Source organism: uncultured Brachyspira sp., from assembly GCF_944390845.1.
GTDB classification, from domain to species: Bacteria; Spirochaetota; Brachyspiria; order Brachyspirales; family Brachyspiraceae; genus Brachyspira; species Brachyspira pulli.
On the sequence record NZ_CALXRM010000006.1, the window covers coordinates 13,132 to 32,736 of the forward strand.

The window sequence follows — 19,605 nt, forward strand, 5'->3', positions numbered from 1 at the left end:
TTACAAAAAACATAATACTTTATTAAATCAGTAAAGAATTCTATATATTCTCTATTTCTTCTATATTCAGTCCTGTTATTTCACTTATTAATTTTATATCCATATTTTTGTTTTTCATATTTTTAGCAGTTAATATCAAAGCCTCTTTTGTTCCCTTTTCCATACCTTCTTTTATTCCTTCTTCTTTTCCCTGTTTTATTCCTTCTTCTTTTCCCTGTTTTATTCCTTCTTCTTTCCCTAATCTTCTTTCTTCTTCCATCATTATTTGATTGCCGTATAAATAAGCTTCTTTTTTTTCATATTCCATCATCATCAATTTACTTTTTACAAAATTATTATATTTTCTTTGCACTTCTTCCATTATGGGTTTTTCTTTTACTATCTCTGACATAGAAGCCTCCAAATTTTTACTTGTGAATATTTTTAGCCAAGAATTCAAATCTTTAGCTAGCATATTTTTCTTGAATTTTTTTAACTCTATTATATGTATTTGTAAATGATCTGTTAAAAGTTTTTTATTATTCATTTCATAAAGCATATAACAAGAATGTATATTTTTAGTTTTATCCAAATTGAAATTTAATAAATTAATACTTATTACAGGAGTTAATTCATCGTATTTTTCGCCATGTTTTAATAACTTACTATAATTGGCAGCCCAATAATAAAGTATCCTCTCTGGAAATCTTGAATTACCTTGTAATTGTATTTCTATTATAACTACTGAACCATTCTGTGTAAGACATTTTACATCTACTATTGTCTCTTTTAAATTTCTATTCTTTTTCAAATTAAATGGTGTTAAAATTTCAACGGAACGAAAAGTTTTCATATTAGCATTAAGCATTATAGAATTTATAAAATCTAATAATATAGCCTCACTGCTGCCTTTATCAGTAAAAAGATATCGTATAAAATAATCATTTAAAGGATTAAAATATTTTATTTCTTTATTGTTCATTAATTTTTTACTAATATTACTCATAAAAATATTATACTAAAAAGAATATTATTTGTCAAAGTTATAAATATTTTTCAATAACTTTTTATTATAGTAAAATAATAATATTAATACAATTTTTCAATAAAAAAGCCTGACTATGTACAAACATAATCAGGCTAAAAAATTACAATATTTAATGATTATCTTTTGGCTTGTTCATATTGTTTAGGGAATGGTACATCAATACCTAAAATTCTTGCTGCCTGCAATGCCCAATATGGATTTCTTAATAACTCTCTGCCTATATAAACTGCATCAGCAGCTGAATTTCTTACTATCATATTAGCCATTTTAGCATCAGTTAAAAGTCCTCCTCCAATACAAGGAACTTTCATATATTGTTTTAATTCTCTGCAGAAAGGAATTTGATATCCTTCATAAGGAATAATTTTTCCGTCAGCAGTAACAGCACCTGTACTTACATTTATAGAATCAAATAAACCTTCTTCTTCTAATGGCTTTAACATTTGAACAAAATCTTTTACTGTGTTTCCGCCCTCTCTCCAATCGTAAGAAGATATTCTTATTTGTATAGGATAATCTTTTCCAACTGCTTCTTTACCTTTTCTTAAAATTTCTTCTAAGATTTTAGCTCTGTTTTTACCATATTCATCAGTTCTTTTATTTGATAATGGTGATAAGAATGTAGATACCAAATAACCATGAGCAGCATGTACTTCAACCATATCAAAACCAGCTTTCTTAGCTCTTACAAATGCTTTAACAAATGCATCAACAACTTCATTTATATCATCTTGAGTCATTTCAACCGGAGTTCTATATTTATCATTAAATGCTTCAGCAGAAGGAGCATAAATTTTATCAACTTTTGTAGATTCGCATTTTCTTCCAGCATGGTTAATCTGTATACAAGCTGTTGCTCCATTATCTTTTATAACTTTTACAAGCTTGCTTAAACCGTCAATATATTTATCGTCCCATATACCTAAGTCATTATCAGTAATAGAACTTACATAAGGAAGTACTCCTGTAGCTTCAACAATAATTAAACCTGTTCCTCCTATAGCTCTTGTAGCATAATGCTGTAAATGCCAATCATTAACATAACCATCTTCAGCAGAGTACATACACATTGGAGGCATCACTACTCTATTTTTTATTTCAATATTACCTATTTTCAAAGGCGTAAAAAGATTACTTTTTTCTGCTTTCATTTTCAAATCTCCTTCTATTATTTCTTTTTATACTAATATAAAGTATATACATATTAAGATATATTTCAATTTCACAATATAATTAATTTATGACAATATAATATGTAATTATATTGTGAATAAAAGATTACAAATAAAAATAATACATATAACACATTTATTTTTTAAGTAAATCTGATGGAAGAAGTCCTGCATTATTTGTTATATTAGTCTTGGCACCGCTATTTATCAGCAAGTCAATTGTAGAGGCAAATCCATTTTCACTGGCATAATGTAAAGGTGTATTTCCTTCATTGTCTATGGCATTGATACTCAAAAAAGTATTAGATAAATAATATGATATAGCATCATCATTACCATAAATAGCAGCAAAATGCATAACGGTTCTTCCGCTTAAAGATTTTTCTCTAGTTAAGGTATGATCTTTTGTTAATAGGAAATGTATCATATTAGGATCAGAAAATGCAGAAGCATAAAATAAACTGCAATATCCATTATAATCTTTTTTTCTCGTATCAGCACCGCTATCTAGAAGCAAATTAACAACATTAGTATTACCTTTAAATATAGCATACTGCAATGGAGTTGTTCCATTGAATAAAACTTCACCGCTGAAATTTTTACCTTTAACAGAATATATATTAGTATATCCATTAAGAGGCATTTCTATATCTATAAAATTACTGTAACTTAAAAGTGCCTTTACAGCTTCTACCTTATCATAATTTATTGCATATAGCAAAGGAGTAAACCCTTCTGCATTTCTTTGATTTATATTAGTACCATTTTCAATAGCTTTCAACAAATCCGCAATATTATCATTATATATAGCATCGAAAATAGGTTTGCTTGCTTCATATATATCAGAATAATCATCATCTGTATCCGGTTCAACATAATCATCATTACTGTCATCAATACTTCCCTCATCGCTATATTCATATATTAAATCATCAGCAAAAGTATTGGCTTGTATAACTTTAACATTACCAAATATATCATTATTTATATTATATGAATCAGCAGTTATATCATAATTATTTGGTTTAATATTATTATATGAATTTGTACTTATGTTGTTATTTTGTTCGATATAGTTATATGAATTAGTATTATTTGTACTGTTTAAATTAGTGTTATTAAAATTACTATTACTGAAATTGGTATCAATGAAATTTGTAGTTTCTAATGAATTAGTATTGCTATTATTTTTGTTATTTAATTTAGTATTAGTATAATAGTTAGTATTATTCAATGAATTAGTATTCATACTATTACTTATAATACTTTCTATACTTTCAACACCATCGCCATACAATAAATCGGATGCAGTTTTTCCATCATAATTTTTTATAGTATAATCAGCACCCTTTAATAATAAGAATCTATATGTATTACTATTATGATTTTTTACAGCCAAATGCAAAGGAGTATTACCGTCAATATTCTGAGCATTTATATTTATAGGAGTTCTATTCATAAGCGCAGTCAAAGTATTAGTATTTCCTAATAATGCGGCATTATGTAAAGGAGTATCACCATTTATATCAACAACTCTATAAGAATTACTTGAATAATTTAAAAGCGTATCAATAACTTCTGCATTTCCATAACTTGCTGCATACATTAAAGCATTATTTCCTAAACTATCTTTTCTGTTTATATCAGCACCAAGTTTTAAAAGAGTATTTATTATATTAGTATTACCGTTAAATATAGCATACTGCAAAGGACTTGCATCACCTAAATATACATTTCCAGTAAACTCTATTCCATTAGTACTTTCATCAAAATATATTTCTTCTGCTGGTATGAAAGAAGTTTCTATATTTATAATATTTGTACCGCTCATTTTATATCTAAAAAGCTGATTAACCATATCATCTTTTCCAAGATGTATAGCATAAGTGAGAGGAGTGTCATAGGCTATAATTACATCATTCATATTAAAATTAGAATACATCATTATATTTCTTAAAGCATTAGTGTCTGATGTTTGAATAGTTCTTGCAATGAACATATTTTCTTCATAAGTATTCGTAAGTGAATTATTATTTTCTTCTTGATTATTTTCTAAATCGACAGCAGAACTTCCTCCTGATAAAACATATTCAGGCTTTACTCCATAATTATCTCCTATATCTTTATTAGCACCAAGTTTAATAAGAAGATTATATGCCTCTTTTTTTGCATAGTAAGCGGCATAATATAAAGCAGTACATCCGTTTGAATCTCTGTCATTAATATTCATATCAACATTTTTAATCAAGAAATTAATAGTTTCTAAATTATTAAGAGAAGCGGCATAATGAAGGCCATTAACATTAATATTAGGAGTTTTATCATTTACTAAAGTTCTGTCTTTTACAAGAAGCATTCTTATAATATTGCCGTTTCCAAAACCGCATGCATATAAAAATACAGAAGTTCCTTCATTATCTCTAGCTTTAACATTAGCACCTTTATCTATTAGCTGTTTAACTATTCTTGGATTATTTTTGAATATAGCAAACATTAAAGGAGTAGCTCCTCCTATATTAAAGCTATCACCTTCATTTTTATTTATATATGGATAATCTGCAAAATCATTAGGGAGTTTAGCTTCTATATTAACATCATTATATTCAAGCAATACTCTTACCGCTCTTTCATTATTACATTCGATAGCATACAAAAGCGGAGTTAATCCTTTTTCATTTGTAGCATTCAAATTCATTTTATATCTTAAAAGATTTTTTAATTGAGATTCATATTTATTTTCTTTTATAGCATTAAAAAATTCTTGCTCCTTTGAAGTGAGGGCAAATATATTAAAACTGATAGTAAAAAGTAATATAATTAATAAAAATCCGTTTCTAATCATAAAAGTAATTTCCTAAATATATTTATTTTAGTAAACATAATGTCAAAAATTATATAATAATAATAAATTAATAACAATATTCTAAAATCAAAATATTATATACTATAACAGCTATTCATTGTAAATATAAAATATATAGTTATAGCCAATTTATATTGCAATAACATATAATATATTTCGAAATTATTATATTTAAATTATATAGAGTTAATATTTTATAATCAGATAAACTATAATAAACAATATGTCAATATAGTATATAGCTAAACAAATATACTTTTTCAAAAATAATTTTTTTAAATTTTAAATATCTGCAGGGCTTTGCCCCGCACCCCACTTCTTTTGGTGCCCCAAAGAAGCAAAAGGACTGCATTTTTAATTAAATTTAGAATATATCCTATATTTAATAGAAATGTTTTTAATATAAAGTTCTAGCAATTGCGTTTTTTGCAACTTTTTTGTGCGGCAAAAAAGTTGATAATTCTATATAAAGTCATCGATTGACAAACTTAAAAATTTTCAATATATATTAAGAATATCCTAAAAAACTGCTTCCTATTCTAAGCATGTTAGAACCATGCTTGATAGCCAATTCATAATCCGATGACATTCCCATTGAAAGAATTGAGATAGGATTATTATATTTAGAATTTATATCTTTGTATATTTTATTAAGGCTTTCAAATTCATTTTCAATAATGGATAAATCTTCAGTATCTCTGCCAATACCCATTAAACCTTTTACTGAAATATTAGTAAATTGTGTAATGGTATTATATACATCAATGTAATTATTTATACTAAATCCGCCTTTTTGTTCCTCATCGCTTATATTAAATTGAAGAAGTATATCCTGAATTTTATTATTTTTTACAGCTTCTTTATTTACACATTCAGCAATTTCAATAGAATCAACACTTTGTATTAAATCAGCATACCTTACTATATATTTAACCTTATTACTTTGTATGCGTCCTATGAAGTGCCATTTAACATTGTTTTTTATATTTGAAATTTCTGCTGCCCTATCTCTAAGACTTTGAGCTTTACTTTCAGCAAGAGGCAAATCGAGATCTAAAGACAAAAATTCTTTTATAGTTTCAATAGATGAATATTTACTTACAGCAACAATATTAATATCATAATCAATATTGTATTTTTGTTTTATTTTACAAACATTATCTAATATAGAATTATATCTTGTTAATATTTCATTTCTATCCATTTTGCACCTTGATTTCATTATAAATCTTTTTATTTTTTTTTCAATCATATAGAAATATTAAAAAATGTAAAAAATGGTAAAGCAAAATATTAAAAATACGATTTATAATATATTGATATTTTATCCAATCTATGTTAAGTTAACATAATATATTTTAAGTTAACATAACTTTAATAAAAAATAAAAATGGAGAAAAATAATGAGAGTCCAAGAAAGAAGAAACAGAGAGATGAATTTAAACAGCTTATTAATGACTTCGCAAGATGCTTCTATGAAAGTTGCTGTATCATCATCTCCGTTTGCAACAATGTTGGAAGAAGAAAAGGAAATAAGAAAGTATTCTTATGAATTAGATGAATTAAAGAGACAAATTTATGATGCCGGCAATCTTTTAGAAAAAAGTGCTAACATCAAAGACTTTCAGAAATTCAGAGATTTAATTAGATCTTTAACAGACAAATTAGTAAAAGACGCCTATAGAATCAGAATAGTTTCATCATATATGAGGAGAGGGCGTGAATATCAAGTAGTTTCTAAAATCAATGAAGAATTGGATTCTCTATATAAATTGATTATGCAAGAACAAAAAAACCATATTGCAATAGCAAATAAGGTAATGAGACTTAAAGGTTTAGTATTAGATTTAATGTCATGAATAAAAATATATTAGCTTTTGATACAGTATCCTCTAGCTTTTCCATAGCTATACAAAAATCAGAAAATCCAGAAATAATATCAGAATATAATAAAGAGAATGTAAGAAACCATAATGAAGAATTACTTCCAATATTACATAATTTCTTGGAAGAAAATAAACTATCATTAAATGATATAAATTACATAGCATTAGGAATTGGTCCTGGTTCTTTTACAGCTCTTAGAATAGCATTTGCAACAATAAAGACTATATGTTATGCTAGAAATATACCTATAATAGGAATTTCCAGCTTAGATACTTTATATGAAAACATTAGAGAATATAAAGGTATCAAAGCATCTATAATTGATGCCAGAAAAGGAAGTATTTACGCTAATATCTACAACAATGATAAAAAAATAAAAGAAAATTTAGATTTAACTTATGAAGAATTCGTAAACATAATTAAATCCATAGAAACTAATAATAAAGATATCACTTTATGCGGAGATGGATTTGTTAGAAATTATAAATTTTTCAAAGAAAATCTTAAAGATTATAATTTACCTATTTTAGATAATTCATATCACATTATAAGAGCCTCAAACACAATAAAACTATCAAGAGGCAAGGAATTTGATGATATTTTCACACTTTTACCACTATATATAAGAAAAAGTGAAGCTGAATATAAAAAAATCTAATTTTTTTAAAAAACAAGTAAAATTTATACGATAATTTATATGATGTGTAAAAAATATATCTTGACTTCGTAAAAAATATTGTTATTATATATTATTATATATAAGAATATTAATAGTTATATTTTAACATTAATAAAAAATTGTTGGAGTTTGAAAGTGAGAAAGTTACAGTCCTTGAAGGTAAAAATTCCGTTCTTCGTAATGCTACTCGTTACCATTATGACAACTATATTAGTTACCTTACTAATCAATATAGGTGTTCAGGGTATAAGAAAATCGGCTATATTTGGATTTGAAACTACTACAAAAGTATATTCAAGAATGATAAATGTATGGCTAGGTCAGGCAATATATACGTCTGAAGCTATAAGCAGCGGTTACCCTGAATTTATAACATATATTAGAACTAGAACACCAGAATCAAAAGCAGCTGTTGAAGCAAGCTTAAAAAACATTGTAGCTAATAACCATAACGTTGAAGGTATTGTTATACTTGATGGTTCTGGAAATGTAATAGCTGATAATTTAGATGGAAAAGTGGTAAATACTGCTAGAAATTTTAGTAATACAGAATTATGGCAAAAAATTATGGCAGGACAATCATCAATGCATTACACTGTTGATCCTTCTCCTGCAGACAATAATAAATATGTAGTTAAGATTTTTTCACCAATAAAAGACAGTACAGGTAATATAGTTGGGGCAATATCAACTATGATTGATTGGTTAGGATTTATAGATAAAGAATTAAATCTTGTTAAATTTGGTGAAACAGGTCACCCATTCATTGTAGATAAAGATAGATGGGTTATTGCTGACCCTGTTCCTTCACATGTTAGAAATGAAGTTTTAAGAAATGCTGATTATATTAAATATGCGGTTGAAAATGAATCTGGATATTATGAGTTTAAATCACCATTTAATAATAAAGATTCTATAGCTACTTTCTATAGAGAACCTATTTCTGGTTGGTCTATTGTTATGAGTATAGAATCAGATGAGTTATTCTCTCATATTATAGCTATGAAAAGATATGCTGTTATTGGTACTATAGCAATACTTATTTTAGCTTCTATAGTTATTAGTTTCTATATTAGTAAAATAACAACAATATTAAACTTATTAGCAATAGATTTAACTAGCCTTTCTCAAGGTGATTTAAGTTGGTCTACACCTCCTGGATTCGAAAACAGAAAAGACGAATTTGGTGAAATTGCTATTGCTTTAATAAAAATATTAGATCAATTGAATGAAAAAGTAAGAATAGTATATGACAGTGCTTATACTGTAAAAGCATCTGCTAATGAGGTAGCACAAGGTAATATAGATTTATCTAACAGAACAGAAAATCAGGCTTCCGGTCTTGAAGAAACAGCTTCTTCTATGGAAGAGATTGCTTCTACAATAAAATCGTCTGCCGAACATACTTTAGAAGGTAACAATATGATGATCAATTCTAAAGGTGCTATTGAAGATGCTGGAAGGATTATTGAAGAAACTACTCAAAACATTGAAGCAGTATATGAATCTAGTTCTAAAATTAGTGCTATTACAAAAATAATTGAAGATATAGCATTCCAAACAAATATACTTGCTCTTAATGCTGCAGTTGAAGCTGCCCGTGCTGGTGAACAAGGTAGAGGTTTCGCAGTTGTTGCTTCTGAAGTAAGAAACCTTGCTCAAACTACTCAAACTTCAGTTAAAGACATTACTACTTTGGTAGCTGATTCAGAAGAAAAAATAGCTACAGCAACAGAAACTGCTAGAGAATCTCAAGAAATATTCCAAAAATTAAGAGCTCAAATTGAAGAAACTGCAAAAATTATGCAGGACTTAAGTTCTACAGCTATGGAACAGCAAGCTGGTGTTGATCAAGTTAATGTTGCCATCACTCAAATGGATATGACTACTCAGCAAAATGCTGCTTTAGTAGAAGAGGCAACAGCTGCTTCTGAAGCTTTATTCTCTCAAGCTGAAGAATTATTAACTGCTATGGAATTCTTCAAATTAAGAGGTTCTAACTATAAAAAGAATATAGATAAAGTAGAGAAGAAAAAAGTTGAACCAAAAACTGATGCAAAAGCAGTTCAAGAAAATAAACCTTCTTCTAAACCTGCTCCAAGCACTACAACACATTCTTCTTCAAGCAGCAGTACTACTGCTAGCCATACTACAAGCAGCAGTAAACCTGTAACTAAAAAACCAGAATTAAAAAGTCCTATAAAAAAACATCATGAGGAAAAAGCTCCTGCTGTTTCAAATAGAACAGTAAAAGATAGTGAATTTGGAAATACATTTGATACTTCTAAAGATACTTCTGATGGTTTTGAATCATTTTAATCTTTTTTAATAAATAAAAAATTAAAGCGAGAGATTTTAATTAATCCCTCGCTTTTTTATTGCAAAAAATTAAACAAATATATATTAAACTTTAAACAGTATAAGCTCGATTATCTCATCGAAATTTTGATTATTACATTCTATAGATACAAGTCTTTCTTCATTTATACTAAGTTTATAAGCCTTATCATAATAATATAGCATATTTAGTACACATTCATACATCTTACCGCTATCAAGCAGTTCTAAAGACTCTTTTAATCTCTCTCCTCCCAAACGTTTTTTTATCTTTAATATAGATTCTTTTAAATCATCTAAACTATATTTTCCATAAGTATTCACTATATATTCTGCCCTACACTCTTTAGGTATATCTAAATATATTATCTTTTCAGCATCTCTCATGTTATTGAATAAAGGTTTTGGTATTGCTCTTTTTCCTATAAGAAGGCTCTCATCTTCAAACCAAAGAATATCATCTTTATTATATTTTGATAATTCATAAGAAAGATCATTTTCAAACTGCTCCTGACTTGGCTGTTCTCCCTCATCTATCCAACCAAAAGCAGAACCTTTATGTTTAGCTAATTTTTCTAAATCTATTACATTACAGTTTTTATCCTTTAATTTCTTCAATATAAGAGTTTTTCCGCTTCCTGTTCTTCCTGTAAGCAAATATATTTTATAATTCTTCTCAAAAGAGTCTAAAACATAATTCCTATATCTCTTATAGCCGCCTTCCAATACATAAACATCATAACCATAGCTAGAACAAAGCCAAGCTACAGACTCGCTTCTCATACCGCCTCTAAAACAATGCATAAGTATCTTATTAGTATTATTATGATTGCATACTATTTCATCAATACTTTTTAGTATTTCAGTCATTCTAACAGATACAAATTCCAAACCTTTTAAAACAGCCTCTTTTCGGCCTACTTGCTTATAAATAGTACCTACTTCCTTTCTTTCTTCATCATTAAATAAATAAATATTATAAGCATTTGGAATATGGGCATGAGAATATTCTATAGGAGAACGTACATCTATTACCGGCAAATTATCATTTCTTTGTAAATTTAAAAATTCTTCTATATTTATACGTTTAACCATTGATGCTCCAATATTAATAATTTAAAATATTATAATATAAATAAAAAATGTAAAGATATTTAATAAAAATATTATACATAATCACTATACTATTATTTTTTGATAAAATAAAAAATTTCAGACAATATTATTAAAAATCATTTTACTAAAATAATATACCAACAAATTCAGTTTTATCCCAATTAATTTCATGTTCTGTAGGTACTGGATAAGAATCCCAATCAGCATTTATAGCAGGCCGCCATTCTTTACCTCTGCCATAACCATTTTTTCTAAGCCAATATCTTAATTTATCCCTATAGCCCGAATCATATACTTTAGCTATATATAATTTATTATCTTCTACCATTAGTCCTATAGGCATATATATGCTTCTATCTTTGAAATTCCTAGAAAAATAAAAAGAAAAATCAAGATATAATGGAGTATAAGCATTTTTTGTAACAACATCTTCATATAAATTAAGAGAAGGCAAACTCTCTATAATATAATTTTTTAAAGTAAATTTTTTATAATAAAAAGCCTGATTATGCTCTTTCATTAAAAATAATGTATATTTAATTTTGCTTTTATATCCATAAACAATTAAGCTCATATTAGCATTTTTATCAAATCTGTATATATTTTGATAACTATCTGAAGCTACTTTGTTTTTTACAAGTTCCTTCCAATATGAACCATTATTAGTTTTTAAATAAATTTCTGGTACAGTTGCACATGAAAATAAAGAAAATGATAGTACCATTAACGAAAATAATTTTATCAAAAACTGCATATATACTATAATATACTATATGTAATATTTATCAATCAAAAAAATATACATTAATATATATTTTTTTATCCTATATTAAAAAATAATACTTGCAATAATATCAACTTAAAAATAAAATATAATATCTATAAATTTAATTATTTTTAATAAATATTGGAGTATTTTAATGATAAAAAATATAGCCCATATAAAGTTTAGGGGTTCTAATATAGGAAAATTTGAACATTTACACATAGAAAATATAAAAATTAAAGATAACTGTGTTATAGAAACAGATGAAGGTATAGAAATAGGCCAAGTATTAAATTTTGAAGATGTCGATATAGATTCATTAGAAGAAGAAAATAACAATGAAAATAATGAACATATAGAAAACAATGATGATACCTCTGTTGATGACACTATTCATGATGAAGAAATTTCAGAAGAATTAAAAGATATGGTAGCAGAAGAAGAAAATCATCATATCAAAACTAAAAATAATAAAAATAAAATATTCAATATATTAAGAATAGCAGATGAAAAGGATTTAGAACAGCATAGAATAAATACAGAAGATGCTGCAGAAGCCTTTAAAATATGCAAAGAAAAAGTAAATAATCATAATTTAGATTTAAAGTTAATAAGTTCATATTATTTTTTGGACAGAGCTAAACTTCTATTCGAATTTATCGCTGAAGAAAGAATAGATTTTAGGGAATTAGTAAAAGATTTAGCAGCGCATTTTAAAACAAGAATAGAATTAAGACAAATAGGTGTTAGAGATGAAGCCAGATCTATAGACGGATGCGGAATATGCGGACGTGAATTATGCTGCAAAGTAATAAAAGGTAAATTTGAAACTATTACTATAAAGATGGCAAAAGAACAAGGAATGCTTTTAAATACAATAAAAATATCAGGACAATGCGGAAGACTTATGTGCTGTTTAGGTCATGAATATAAGGCTTATTGTTCATTAAAAAAAGACTTACCTAAGGTTGGAACGAAATTGGTATTTAATAGCGTACCTGCTGTAATTAAAGATTTAAATCCTTTAAATAAAAAACTATTAATAGAAACTGAAGATAAAAGACTTATATATATTAATGTTAGCGATTTAAAAACCACTGAAGAAGGTTTCTTAATTGCTAATATAAAAGCTGAATAAATTAATAAAATGGAGTTATAAAATGTCAAAAAAAGTTATGTTAAGCGGAATACAGCCTACTGGTTCACTTCATATTGGTAATTATCTTGGCGCTTTGAAAAATTGGGCTACTATACTTGATGATTATTACGGATTCTTTTGTATAGTTGATTATCATGCTATAACTGTAGAATATGATGTTACTCAAATGCAAAAAAGAATAATGGATGCAGCTACAGAATATTTAGCATGCGGACTTGATCCAAAAAAATGTTCTATATTCGTACAATCTGATGTAAGAGCTCATACTGAACTTGCTTGGATATTTAACTCTATTATACCTGTAGCAGAGTTAGAAAGAATGACTCAATATAAAGATAAATCAAGAAAAAATGTAGAAAACATTAATGCAGCTTTATTAACCTACCCTTCATTAATGGCTGCTGATATATTGCTTTATCACCCAGACATTGTACCTGTTGGAGAAGACCAAGAACAGCATGTTGAATTAACTAGAATGATAGTTAGAAAATTCAATAACAGATATGGAGAATATTTTAAAGAACCAGATACTTATCATGGTAAGGTTTTAAGAATATTAGGATTAGATGGTCAAAATAAGATGAGTAAATCTTTAAATAACCATATTGCATTATCTTTAACAGCAGAAGAAACTGAAAAATTAATAATGCAGAAAGCTATTACTGATACAAACAGAAAATTAAAAACAGATGCTGGAAATCCTGATATATGTAATGTTTATAATTATCATAAAATATTTTCTACTGAAGATGAGCAAAAAGAAATTTGCGAAGGCTGTAAAAATGCGAGCATAGGCTGCGTACAATGTAAGAGAATGCTTGCTAAAAACATCAATAATGAATTAGCACCTATTAGAGAAAATATCAATAAATTATCTAATGATAAAGATTATATTTATGATGTTCTTAAAGAAGGAGCTAAAAATGCTTCTGAAGTTGCTGAAAAAACATTATATGAAGTAAGAGAAAAAATGGGATTAGTAGACAATAAAAGAAAATAATAATTTTTAAATATTGTAAAACTAATTATAAAAATTGTGAGCCTCTGGCAAGTTTACTTGACAGAGCCTTTGAGCGAACAATTTTTATTAGCAATAATAAAAAAATAATAATTTTTAAATATTGTAAAGCTAATTATAAAAATTGTGAGTCTCTGGCAAGTTTACTTGACAGAGCCTTTGAGCGAACAATTTTTATTAGCAATAATAAAAAAATAATAATTTGTATTCCACATAAAAAAGACTGTTAATTAACAAAATTAACAGTCTTTTTTTATATATAATCAATCATATTTTAAGCATATTCTATTTCTATTAAAGATCTTAATGAACTTTTAGCTTCATTCAAGAATCTCTGATTAGGATCAACCTTATAATCCTCACCTATTTTAAATACTTCTGTACCGCTTTCAGATTTTAATTTTAAGAATATAGTATAATCACCAGGATTTAAAGATATGGCATTTTGCAAACATAATAAATCCATATCATCAAATATATTTTTATTTACATAGAGAGCTAATTGTTTTTTACCGCTATTAGAGTATTTAACAGCTATACTATTATTAGGTCTGCTTGTAAAAGGAGTATTTGAAACAACATTATCAGAACGTTTAATATCATTTTCTTTATTAATATTCTTAAATGGAACTTCATTTTGAGATTGAACCTGTTTATTTTCTGCTGCTGTTTCAATTACATTATCTCTCTTTACATTATCTCTCTTTATATTATCTCTTTTAACTTCTTTAAGTTTAAGATTTTTATCTTTTAAGAAAGAATCCAATAATTTAATATCAACTATATTGTTGTATATTTTATCAGAAAATCTGTTCTTCTCTCTGCGTCCTTTTATCACAATACCAACTTGTTCATTTAACATATCTTTAAATTTTTCTATTTGGCTTTTAGCTGTTATATAGAATACATACTCAGAGAATAAATCTATAACTTTTAATGTAAGCATAGGAGTATTTTTCTTTGTAGTTGATTCTATAACATTAAGAACAACGGCAGGAATTAAAAATTCGTCTTTATCTTTTAAATTGTCTATATCTAAAGTATTATTGAAATATTTATAATCAATTTTAGTAATATACCTTGAAAAAGGATGATATCTTAATGAAAATCCTAGAACTTCTTTTTCATTTTCCATCAAAATATTAGAAGCATATTCAACTTGTTTTTCTATTACCAAAGAAGCACCGCCTGTATCATCTTCAGACATAGAGTCAAATAACATAGTCTGACCTGATAAAGTTTCTTTTTGATAATTAGAAGCATGAGCTAATATTGCATCAAGTGAAGAAATCAAAGCACTTTCAGTATGACCGAATTCAGAGAAAGCACCGCATTTTATGAGTGTTTCATATACTTTTCTATTAACTAAATGAACATCAACACGTTTTACAAAATCTTCTAAATTTTTGAATTGTCCATTCTTCTCTCTTTCTTCCTGAATAGCTAAAGCAGCATGAAGTCCAACACCTTTAACTGCATGTAAAGCATAAACTATTTTACCATTCTTTTGAGAAAATAAAGCATCACTTTCAAATACGCTTGCAGTAACTATCTCTATATTTTTCTGTTTAATTTCATTAAGATACAAAGATATTTTATCAGTATCAGCTATAACAGTATTAAGTAAAGCCACATAATATTCCATTGGATAATGTGCTTTAATATAAGCTTCCTGATAAGCAATTAATGCATAGCAAACAGAGTGAGATTTATTGAAACCATATTCGGCAAAACCTTTCATTGTATCGAAAAGATAATTTAACAACTCTTCATCATAACCTCTTTCAAGTCCGCCGGTAATGAATTTCTCTCTCATAGAGTTCATTTTCTCTACGATTTTTTTACCCATAGCCTTTCTTAAGTCATCAGCTTCAGCAGCAGTAAATCCGCCTATAACCCTACTTATAGCCATAATCTGCTCTTGATATATAAGTACTCCCTGACTTTCTTTAAGTATAGGTTCTAAATCTGGGTGTTTATATACTATTTCTTTTCTTTTATTTTTTCTATCAGCATAGTCTTTATCCATGCCAGAGTTCAAAGGACCAGGACGGTACAATGCTACGCTTGATACTAAGTCATCAAAACCTGTAGGCTGAATATTTATAAGCATTTGACGCATACCAGGACTTTCAAACTGGAAAACTCCTCCTGTATCTGCACTTCTAAATATATCGTAAACAGCTTCATCATCTAAAGGAATCTTATCTATATCTATTTCAATATCATATCTGTCTTTTATATCTTTTATAGCATCTTTTATAAGTCTTAAGTTTTTAATACCTAAAAAGTCCATTTTTATAAGACCGGCACTTTCAACATAAGTCATTTCATATTGACAAGCTCTAGTACCTGTCTTAGAATCCTGATAAACTGGTGCTAAATCAGCTATAGGGTGAGAAGATATAATAACACCAGCAGCATGAAGCCCCACATTCCTAACCAAACCGTCAAGTCTTGTAGATATTTCATACATATTTTTTAATTCTCTATTGCCTTCTATCTCCTTAACAAGATCAGCACAATCAGGATGATCATATATATCTACTACTCTTTTTACATCATCTGGTATACTTTTAGCAAGTCTGTCAGCTGTAGCTAAATCTATACCCATAACACGGCAAACATCTCTTATAACAGAACGTCCACCCAAAGCACCGAAAGTAGCTATTTGTGAAACATTATCTTTACCGTATTTATTTTTTACATAATCTATTATAACTTCCCTCTTATCATCTTGGAAGTCAACGTCAATATCGGGCATGCTTTTTCTTTCCGGATTCAAGAATCTTTCAAAAAGCAAATTATAATCAAGAGGATTAACTTTAGTAATTCCTGTAGCAAATGCAACTATTGAACCAGCAGCACTTCCACGTCCTGGACCTACAGCAACATCATGATTTCTGGCATAGTTAATGAAGTCCTGAACTACCAAGAAATAACCTTCAAATCCCATTTTACCTATAACACCTAATTCCATTTCCAGCCTTTCCATAGCTTCTTTAGGTATATTATTGTTATAATATTTATTCAAACCTTCCATACACATATTTCTAAGTGCTGTAGTTTCAGTTTCTCCATTAGGAAGCTCATAATTAGGCATGTAATAGGTTTTTGTCATTATATTCAAATCTTTACATTGCTCTGCTATTTTTACTGTATTTTCAAATGCCTTTGGAAGTTTGGCAAATGACTTCATCATTTCTTCTTCAGTTTTTAAATGGAATTCATTACTTGGGAATTTATATCTTCTAGGAGAATCCAAAGTAGCCTTTGTCTGTATAGCTAAAAGTATTTCATGTGCCTTAGCATCTTCTTTGGATACATAATGCACATCATTAGTTACAACCAATTCTATATTATGATGATTTGCCAACTTATATAAAGCACTATTTAAAGTCTTTTCTTCAGGTATTCCATGATCTTGAAGTTCTATATAAAAATCGTCACCAAAAATAGATTTATAATATTCAGCTAATTTTGATGCCTGTTTATAATCTTTTTTTCTTATAGCTATAGGTATTTCTCCCCCCATACATGCTGATAGACAAATAAGACCTTTATTATATTTTTCTATTAATTCATGATCTACCCTAGGACGATAGTAGAAACCTTCAGTATATCCAAAAGTAACTAATTTACATAAATTATTATATCCCTCTTTATCTTTAGCAAGCATAATAAGATGCATTGCACTTTTTTCTTCTGAGTTTTCTAATTTTTTATCGAATCTAGTTTTAGGGGCAACATAAAGTTCACAGCCTATAACAGGTATAATACCTTTATCTTTAGCTTCAGAAAAAAACTCCATGGCTCCAAACATATTACCATGGTCTGTTATAGCTATTCCAGGCATTCCCAATTCTACGGCTCTGTCTATCAAACCAGGTATAAGTCTTTTCTTCTTATCTGTTTTTGAGTATAGTGATTTTATCCTTGAAGCTCCGTCAAGTATTGAATATTGTGTATGTACATGCAAATGAACAAATGACATAATAAACCCCTATTTATTGTTCTTATTCTATATCATTTAGGTTAAATATCAAGTTAAATTCATAAAAAATATATAAATAGTTTTTATATTTCTACTATAAATATTTACGGTATATTTATTATAAAATTAATATACTCAAAATATTTTATTTCATATTAATAAAACATATACTTCATAAAACAAATCATAAAAAACTTAACAAAATTATTTTAAAAAAGCCGTATAGAAAACATAATTACTAATAACAACAAAAAAATATAACTATAAATAAATCATTTAATTACATAAGTAATAAATATTTGGCAATTTAGATTGAAATAAAAATTAAGTATGTTATAATTATAAGTAAAATAAAATAATATGAAGGAATAAAAAACATGGCTACAACTCCTATAAAATTTATGGATGTTAGATTTATCAATCCATTTATAGTATCTTTAGTATCAATATTTAAAGAGATGGCAGGACTTACAATGGAAAAAGGTACTTTAGTAAAAGGTCAGGGACGTAAGTTGTTTTCTGGATATGGCGTTGCTATAGGAATTGTAGGTGATGTTAATGGACAGGTTCTTTATGAATTCCCAGAGAATTTTTCTCAGCTTTTAACTGAAAATCTTACAGATAAAAAACGCGGTGAATATGACTCTGAAGATGATTTTGAAGACATGATGAGAAGTGTTATAAACGAAATGGGAAACACTATAAGTGGTCTTGCTATAACTAAATTAGCTGAAGAAGGAATAAGCTGCGATATTACTCCTCCTATACTTTATTTTGGAAAAGAGATACAAATAATTCCTAAAAATTTGCAAACTATAATTATACCTTTCCAATCTTCTCTTGGATTCGTTAGCGTTAATATAGCTATGGATGCTTAATTAATATTAAATGTTAAAAAATATAATTGGTACAATATTTATTATAATAACAGTATTATCTTGTAACAACACAATGAGAGATACTGTTATTAATACTAATTATGCCAAAACAAGAAATAATACTCCCAAAATAGATATAAATAACAGTTATAAAATCACACCTAATTCTTTAAGATTAAAATTATTGTCTGATTATACTAAAGTTCATTATGGGCAGCCTTTAATATATTTAGATAATCCTCAAATAATTGTTGTTCATTCTACAGAAACACCAAATCTAAAAATAGCAGTTAATATATTCAAAAATGATTTATTAATTGGAAGACCAGATATAGAAGCTGGAGGAGAAGTAAATGTTGGTACTCATTTTCTAGTAGATTATGATGGTACAATATATGCAAATACTCCAACTGAATATATAGCAAGACATACTGTAGGATTTAATTATACTTCTATAAGTATAGAAAATATAGGATATCCTGATAAACTTACTAAAGAACAATTAGAATCTAATGTCAAATTAATAAAATATTTACAAAGCAAATATAAAAGTATAAAATACGTTATAGCTCATTATGAATACAAAGATAAAAAACTTCCTCATTATTCTTTATATAAAGAACTAAACACAAAATACATAAATCCTGGAAAAAGAGATCCAGGCAGCAATTTTATGAAGGAATTAAGAGAAAGATTATAAAAAAGTAAT

The 19,605-nt window shown here is 27.3% G+C and carries 14 protein-coding genes; 7 read left to right on the forward strand and 7 right to left on the reverse strand.

The genetic code is table 11. The features are described from left to right. Positions 1–40: 40 nt before the first annotated feature. The 4 genes from Q0K52_RS02130 to Q0K52_RS02145 form a co-directional block, all read right to left on the reverse strand. Positions 41–985 carry an Rpn family recombination-promoting nuclease/putative transposase gene (locus Q0K52_RS02130; RefSeq protein ID WP_297295974.1) on the reverse strand — a complete coding sequence of 315 codons (945 nt, stop codon included), beginning with the start codon at positions 983–985 and terminating at the stop codon, positions 41–43. A 158-nt stretch (positions 986–1,143) separates the two neighbouring features. After that, positions 1,144–2,178 (reverse strand): NADH:flavin oxidoreductase/NADH oxidase, encoded by a 1,035-nt coding sequence (locus tag Q0K52_RS02135; protein ID WP_297295976.1) that lies wholly within the window; start codon positions 2,176–2,178, stop codon positions 1,144–1,146. A 157-nt stretch (positions 2,179–2,335) separates the two neighbouring features. Beyond that, a complete protein-coding gene (locus Q0K52_RS02140) occupies positions 2,336–5,041 on the reverse strand; it encodes an ankyrin repeat domain-containing protein (RefSeq protein ID WP_297295978.1) in 2,706 nt (901 codons plus the stop codon). Between the two features lie 529 nt (positions 5,042–5,570). Continuing rightward, positions 5,571–6,266, reverse strand: a complete 696-nt coding sequence (locus tag Q0K52_RS02145) for a YggS family pyridoxal phosphate-dependent enzyme (RefSeq protein WP_297295981.1) — start codon at positions 6,264–6,266, stop codon at positions 5,571–5,573. Positions 6,267–6,465: 199 nt separating this feature from the next. Between Q0K52_RS02145 and Q0K52_RS02150 the strand changes: the two genes are divergently transcribed. The 3 genes from Q0K52_RS02150 (at position 6,466) to Q0K52_RS02160 (ending at position 9,947) form a co-directional block, all read left to right on the forward strand. Further along, entirely contained in the window at positions 6,466–6,921 is a 456-nt protein-coding gene (locus Q0K52_RS02150) for a YaaR family protein (RefSeq protein WP_297295983.1), read from the forward strand. Continuing rightward, complete coding sequence (gene tsaB, locus Q0K52_RS02155; protein WP_297295985.1) at positions 6,918–7,607, forward strand: tRNA (adenosine(37)-N6)-threonylcarbamoyltransferase complex dimerization subunit type 1 TsaB; 690 nt, start codon at positions 6,918–6,920, stop codon at positions 7,605–7,607. The genes Q0K52_RS02150 and tsaB overlap by 4 nt, the downstream gene beginning before the upstream one ends. A 156-nt stretch (positions 7,608–7,763) precedes the next feature. Then, positions 7,764–9,947 (forward strand): methyl-accepting chemotaxis protein, encoded by a 2,184-nt coding sequence (locus Q0K52_RS02160; protein ID WP_297295987.1) that lies wholly within the window; start codon positions 7,764–7,766, stop codon positions 9,945–9,947. An 84-nt stretch (positions 9,948–10,031) separates the two neighbouring features. On the opposite strand, the gene mnmH is transcribed toward Q0K52_RS02160, so the two are convergent. Together mnmH and Q0K52_RS02170 are read right to left on the reverse strand one after the other, a co-directional pair. Continuing rightward, positions 10,032–11,060, reverse strand: coding sequence for a tRNA 2-selenouridine(34) synthase MnmH (mnmH, locus tag Q0K52_RS02165; protein WP_297295989.1), 1,029 nt, complete (start codon positions 11,058–11,060; stop codon positions 10,032–10,034). Positions 11,061–11,205: 145 nt separating this feature from the next. After that, positions 11,206–11,835, reverse strand: a complete 630-nt coding sequence (locus Q0K52_RS02170) for a hypothetical protein (protein WP_297295991.1) — start codon at positions 11,833–11,835, stop codon at positions 11,206–11,208. A gap of 166 nt (positions 11,836–12,001) precedes the next feature. On the opposite strand from Q0K52_RS02170, the gene Q0K52_RS02175 reads away from it, so the two are divergent. Then, entirely contained in the window at positions 12,002–12,985 is a 984-nt protein-coding gene (locus Q0K52_RS02175) for a regulatory iron-sulfur-containing complex subunit RicT (RefSeq protein WP_297295993.1), read from the forward strand. Between the two features lie 22 nt (positions 12,986–13,007). After that, the gene (trpS, locus tag Q0K52_RS02180) at positions 13,008–14,006 is read left to right on the forward strand and encodes a tryptophan--tRNA ligase (RefSeq protein ID WP_297295995.1); all 999 of its coding nucleotides are present in this window, start codon (positions 13,008–13,010) and stop codon (positions 14,004–14,006) included. Between the two features lie 292 nt (positions 14,007–14,298). On the opposite strand, the gene dnaE is transcribed toward trpS, so the two are convergent. Next, entirely contained in the window at positions 14,299–18,018 is a 3,720-nt protein-coding gene (gene dnaE, locus Q0K52_RS02185) for a DNA polymerase III subunit alpha (protein ID WP_297295997.1), read from the reverse strand. Between the two features lie 377 nt (positions 18,019–18,395). On the opposite strand from dnaE, the gene Q0K52_RS02190 reads away from it, so the two are divergent. Then, positions 18,396–18,896 (forward strand): chemotaxis protein CheX, encoded by a 501-nt coding sequence (locus Q0K52_RS02190; protein ID WP_008726787.1) that lies wholly within the window; start codon positions 18,396–18,398, stop codon positions 18,894–18,896. 10 nt (positions 18,897–18,906) lie between these two features. Then, a complete protein-coding gene (locus Q0K52_RS02195) occupies positions 18,907–19,596 on the forward strand; it encodes a peptidoglycan recognition family protein (RefSeq protein ID WP_297295999.1) in 690 nt (229 codons plus the stop codon). The last annotated feature ends 9 nt before the right edge of the window (positions 19,597–19,605 follow it).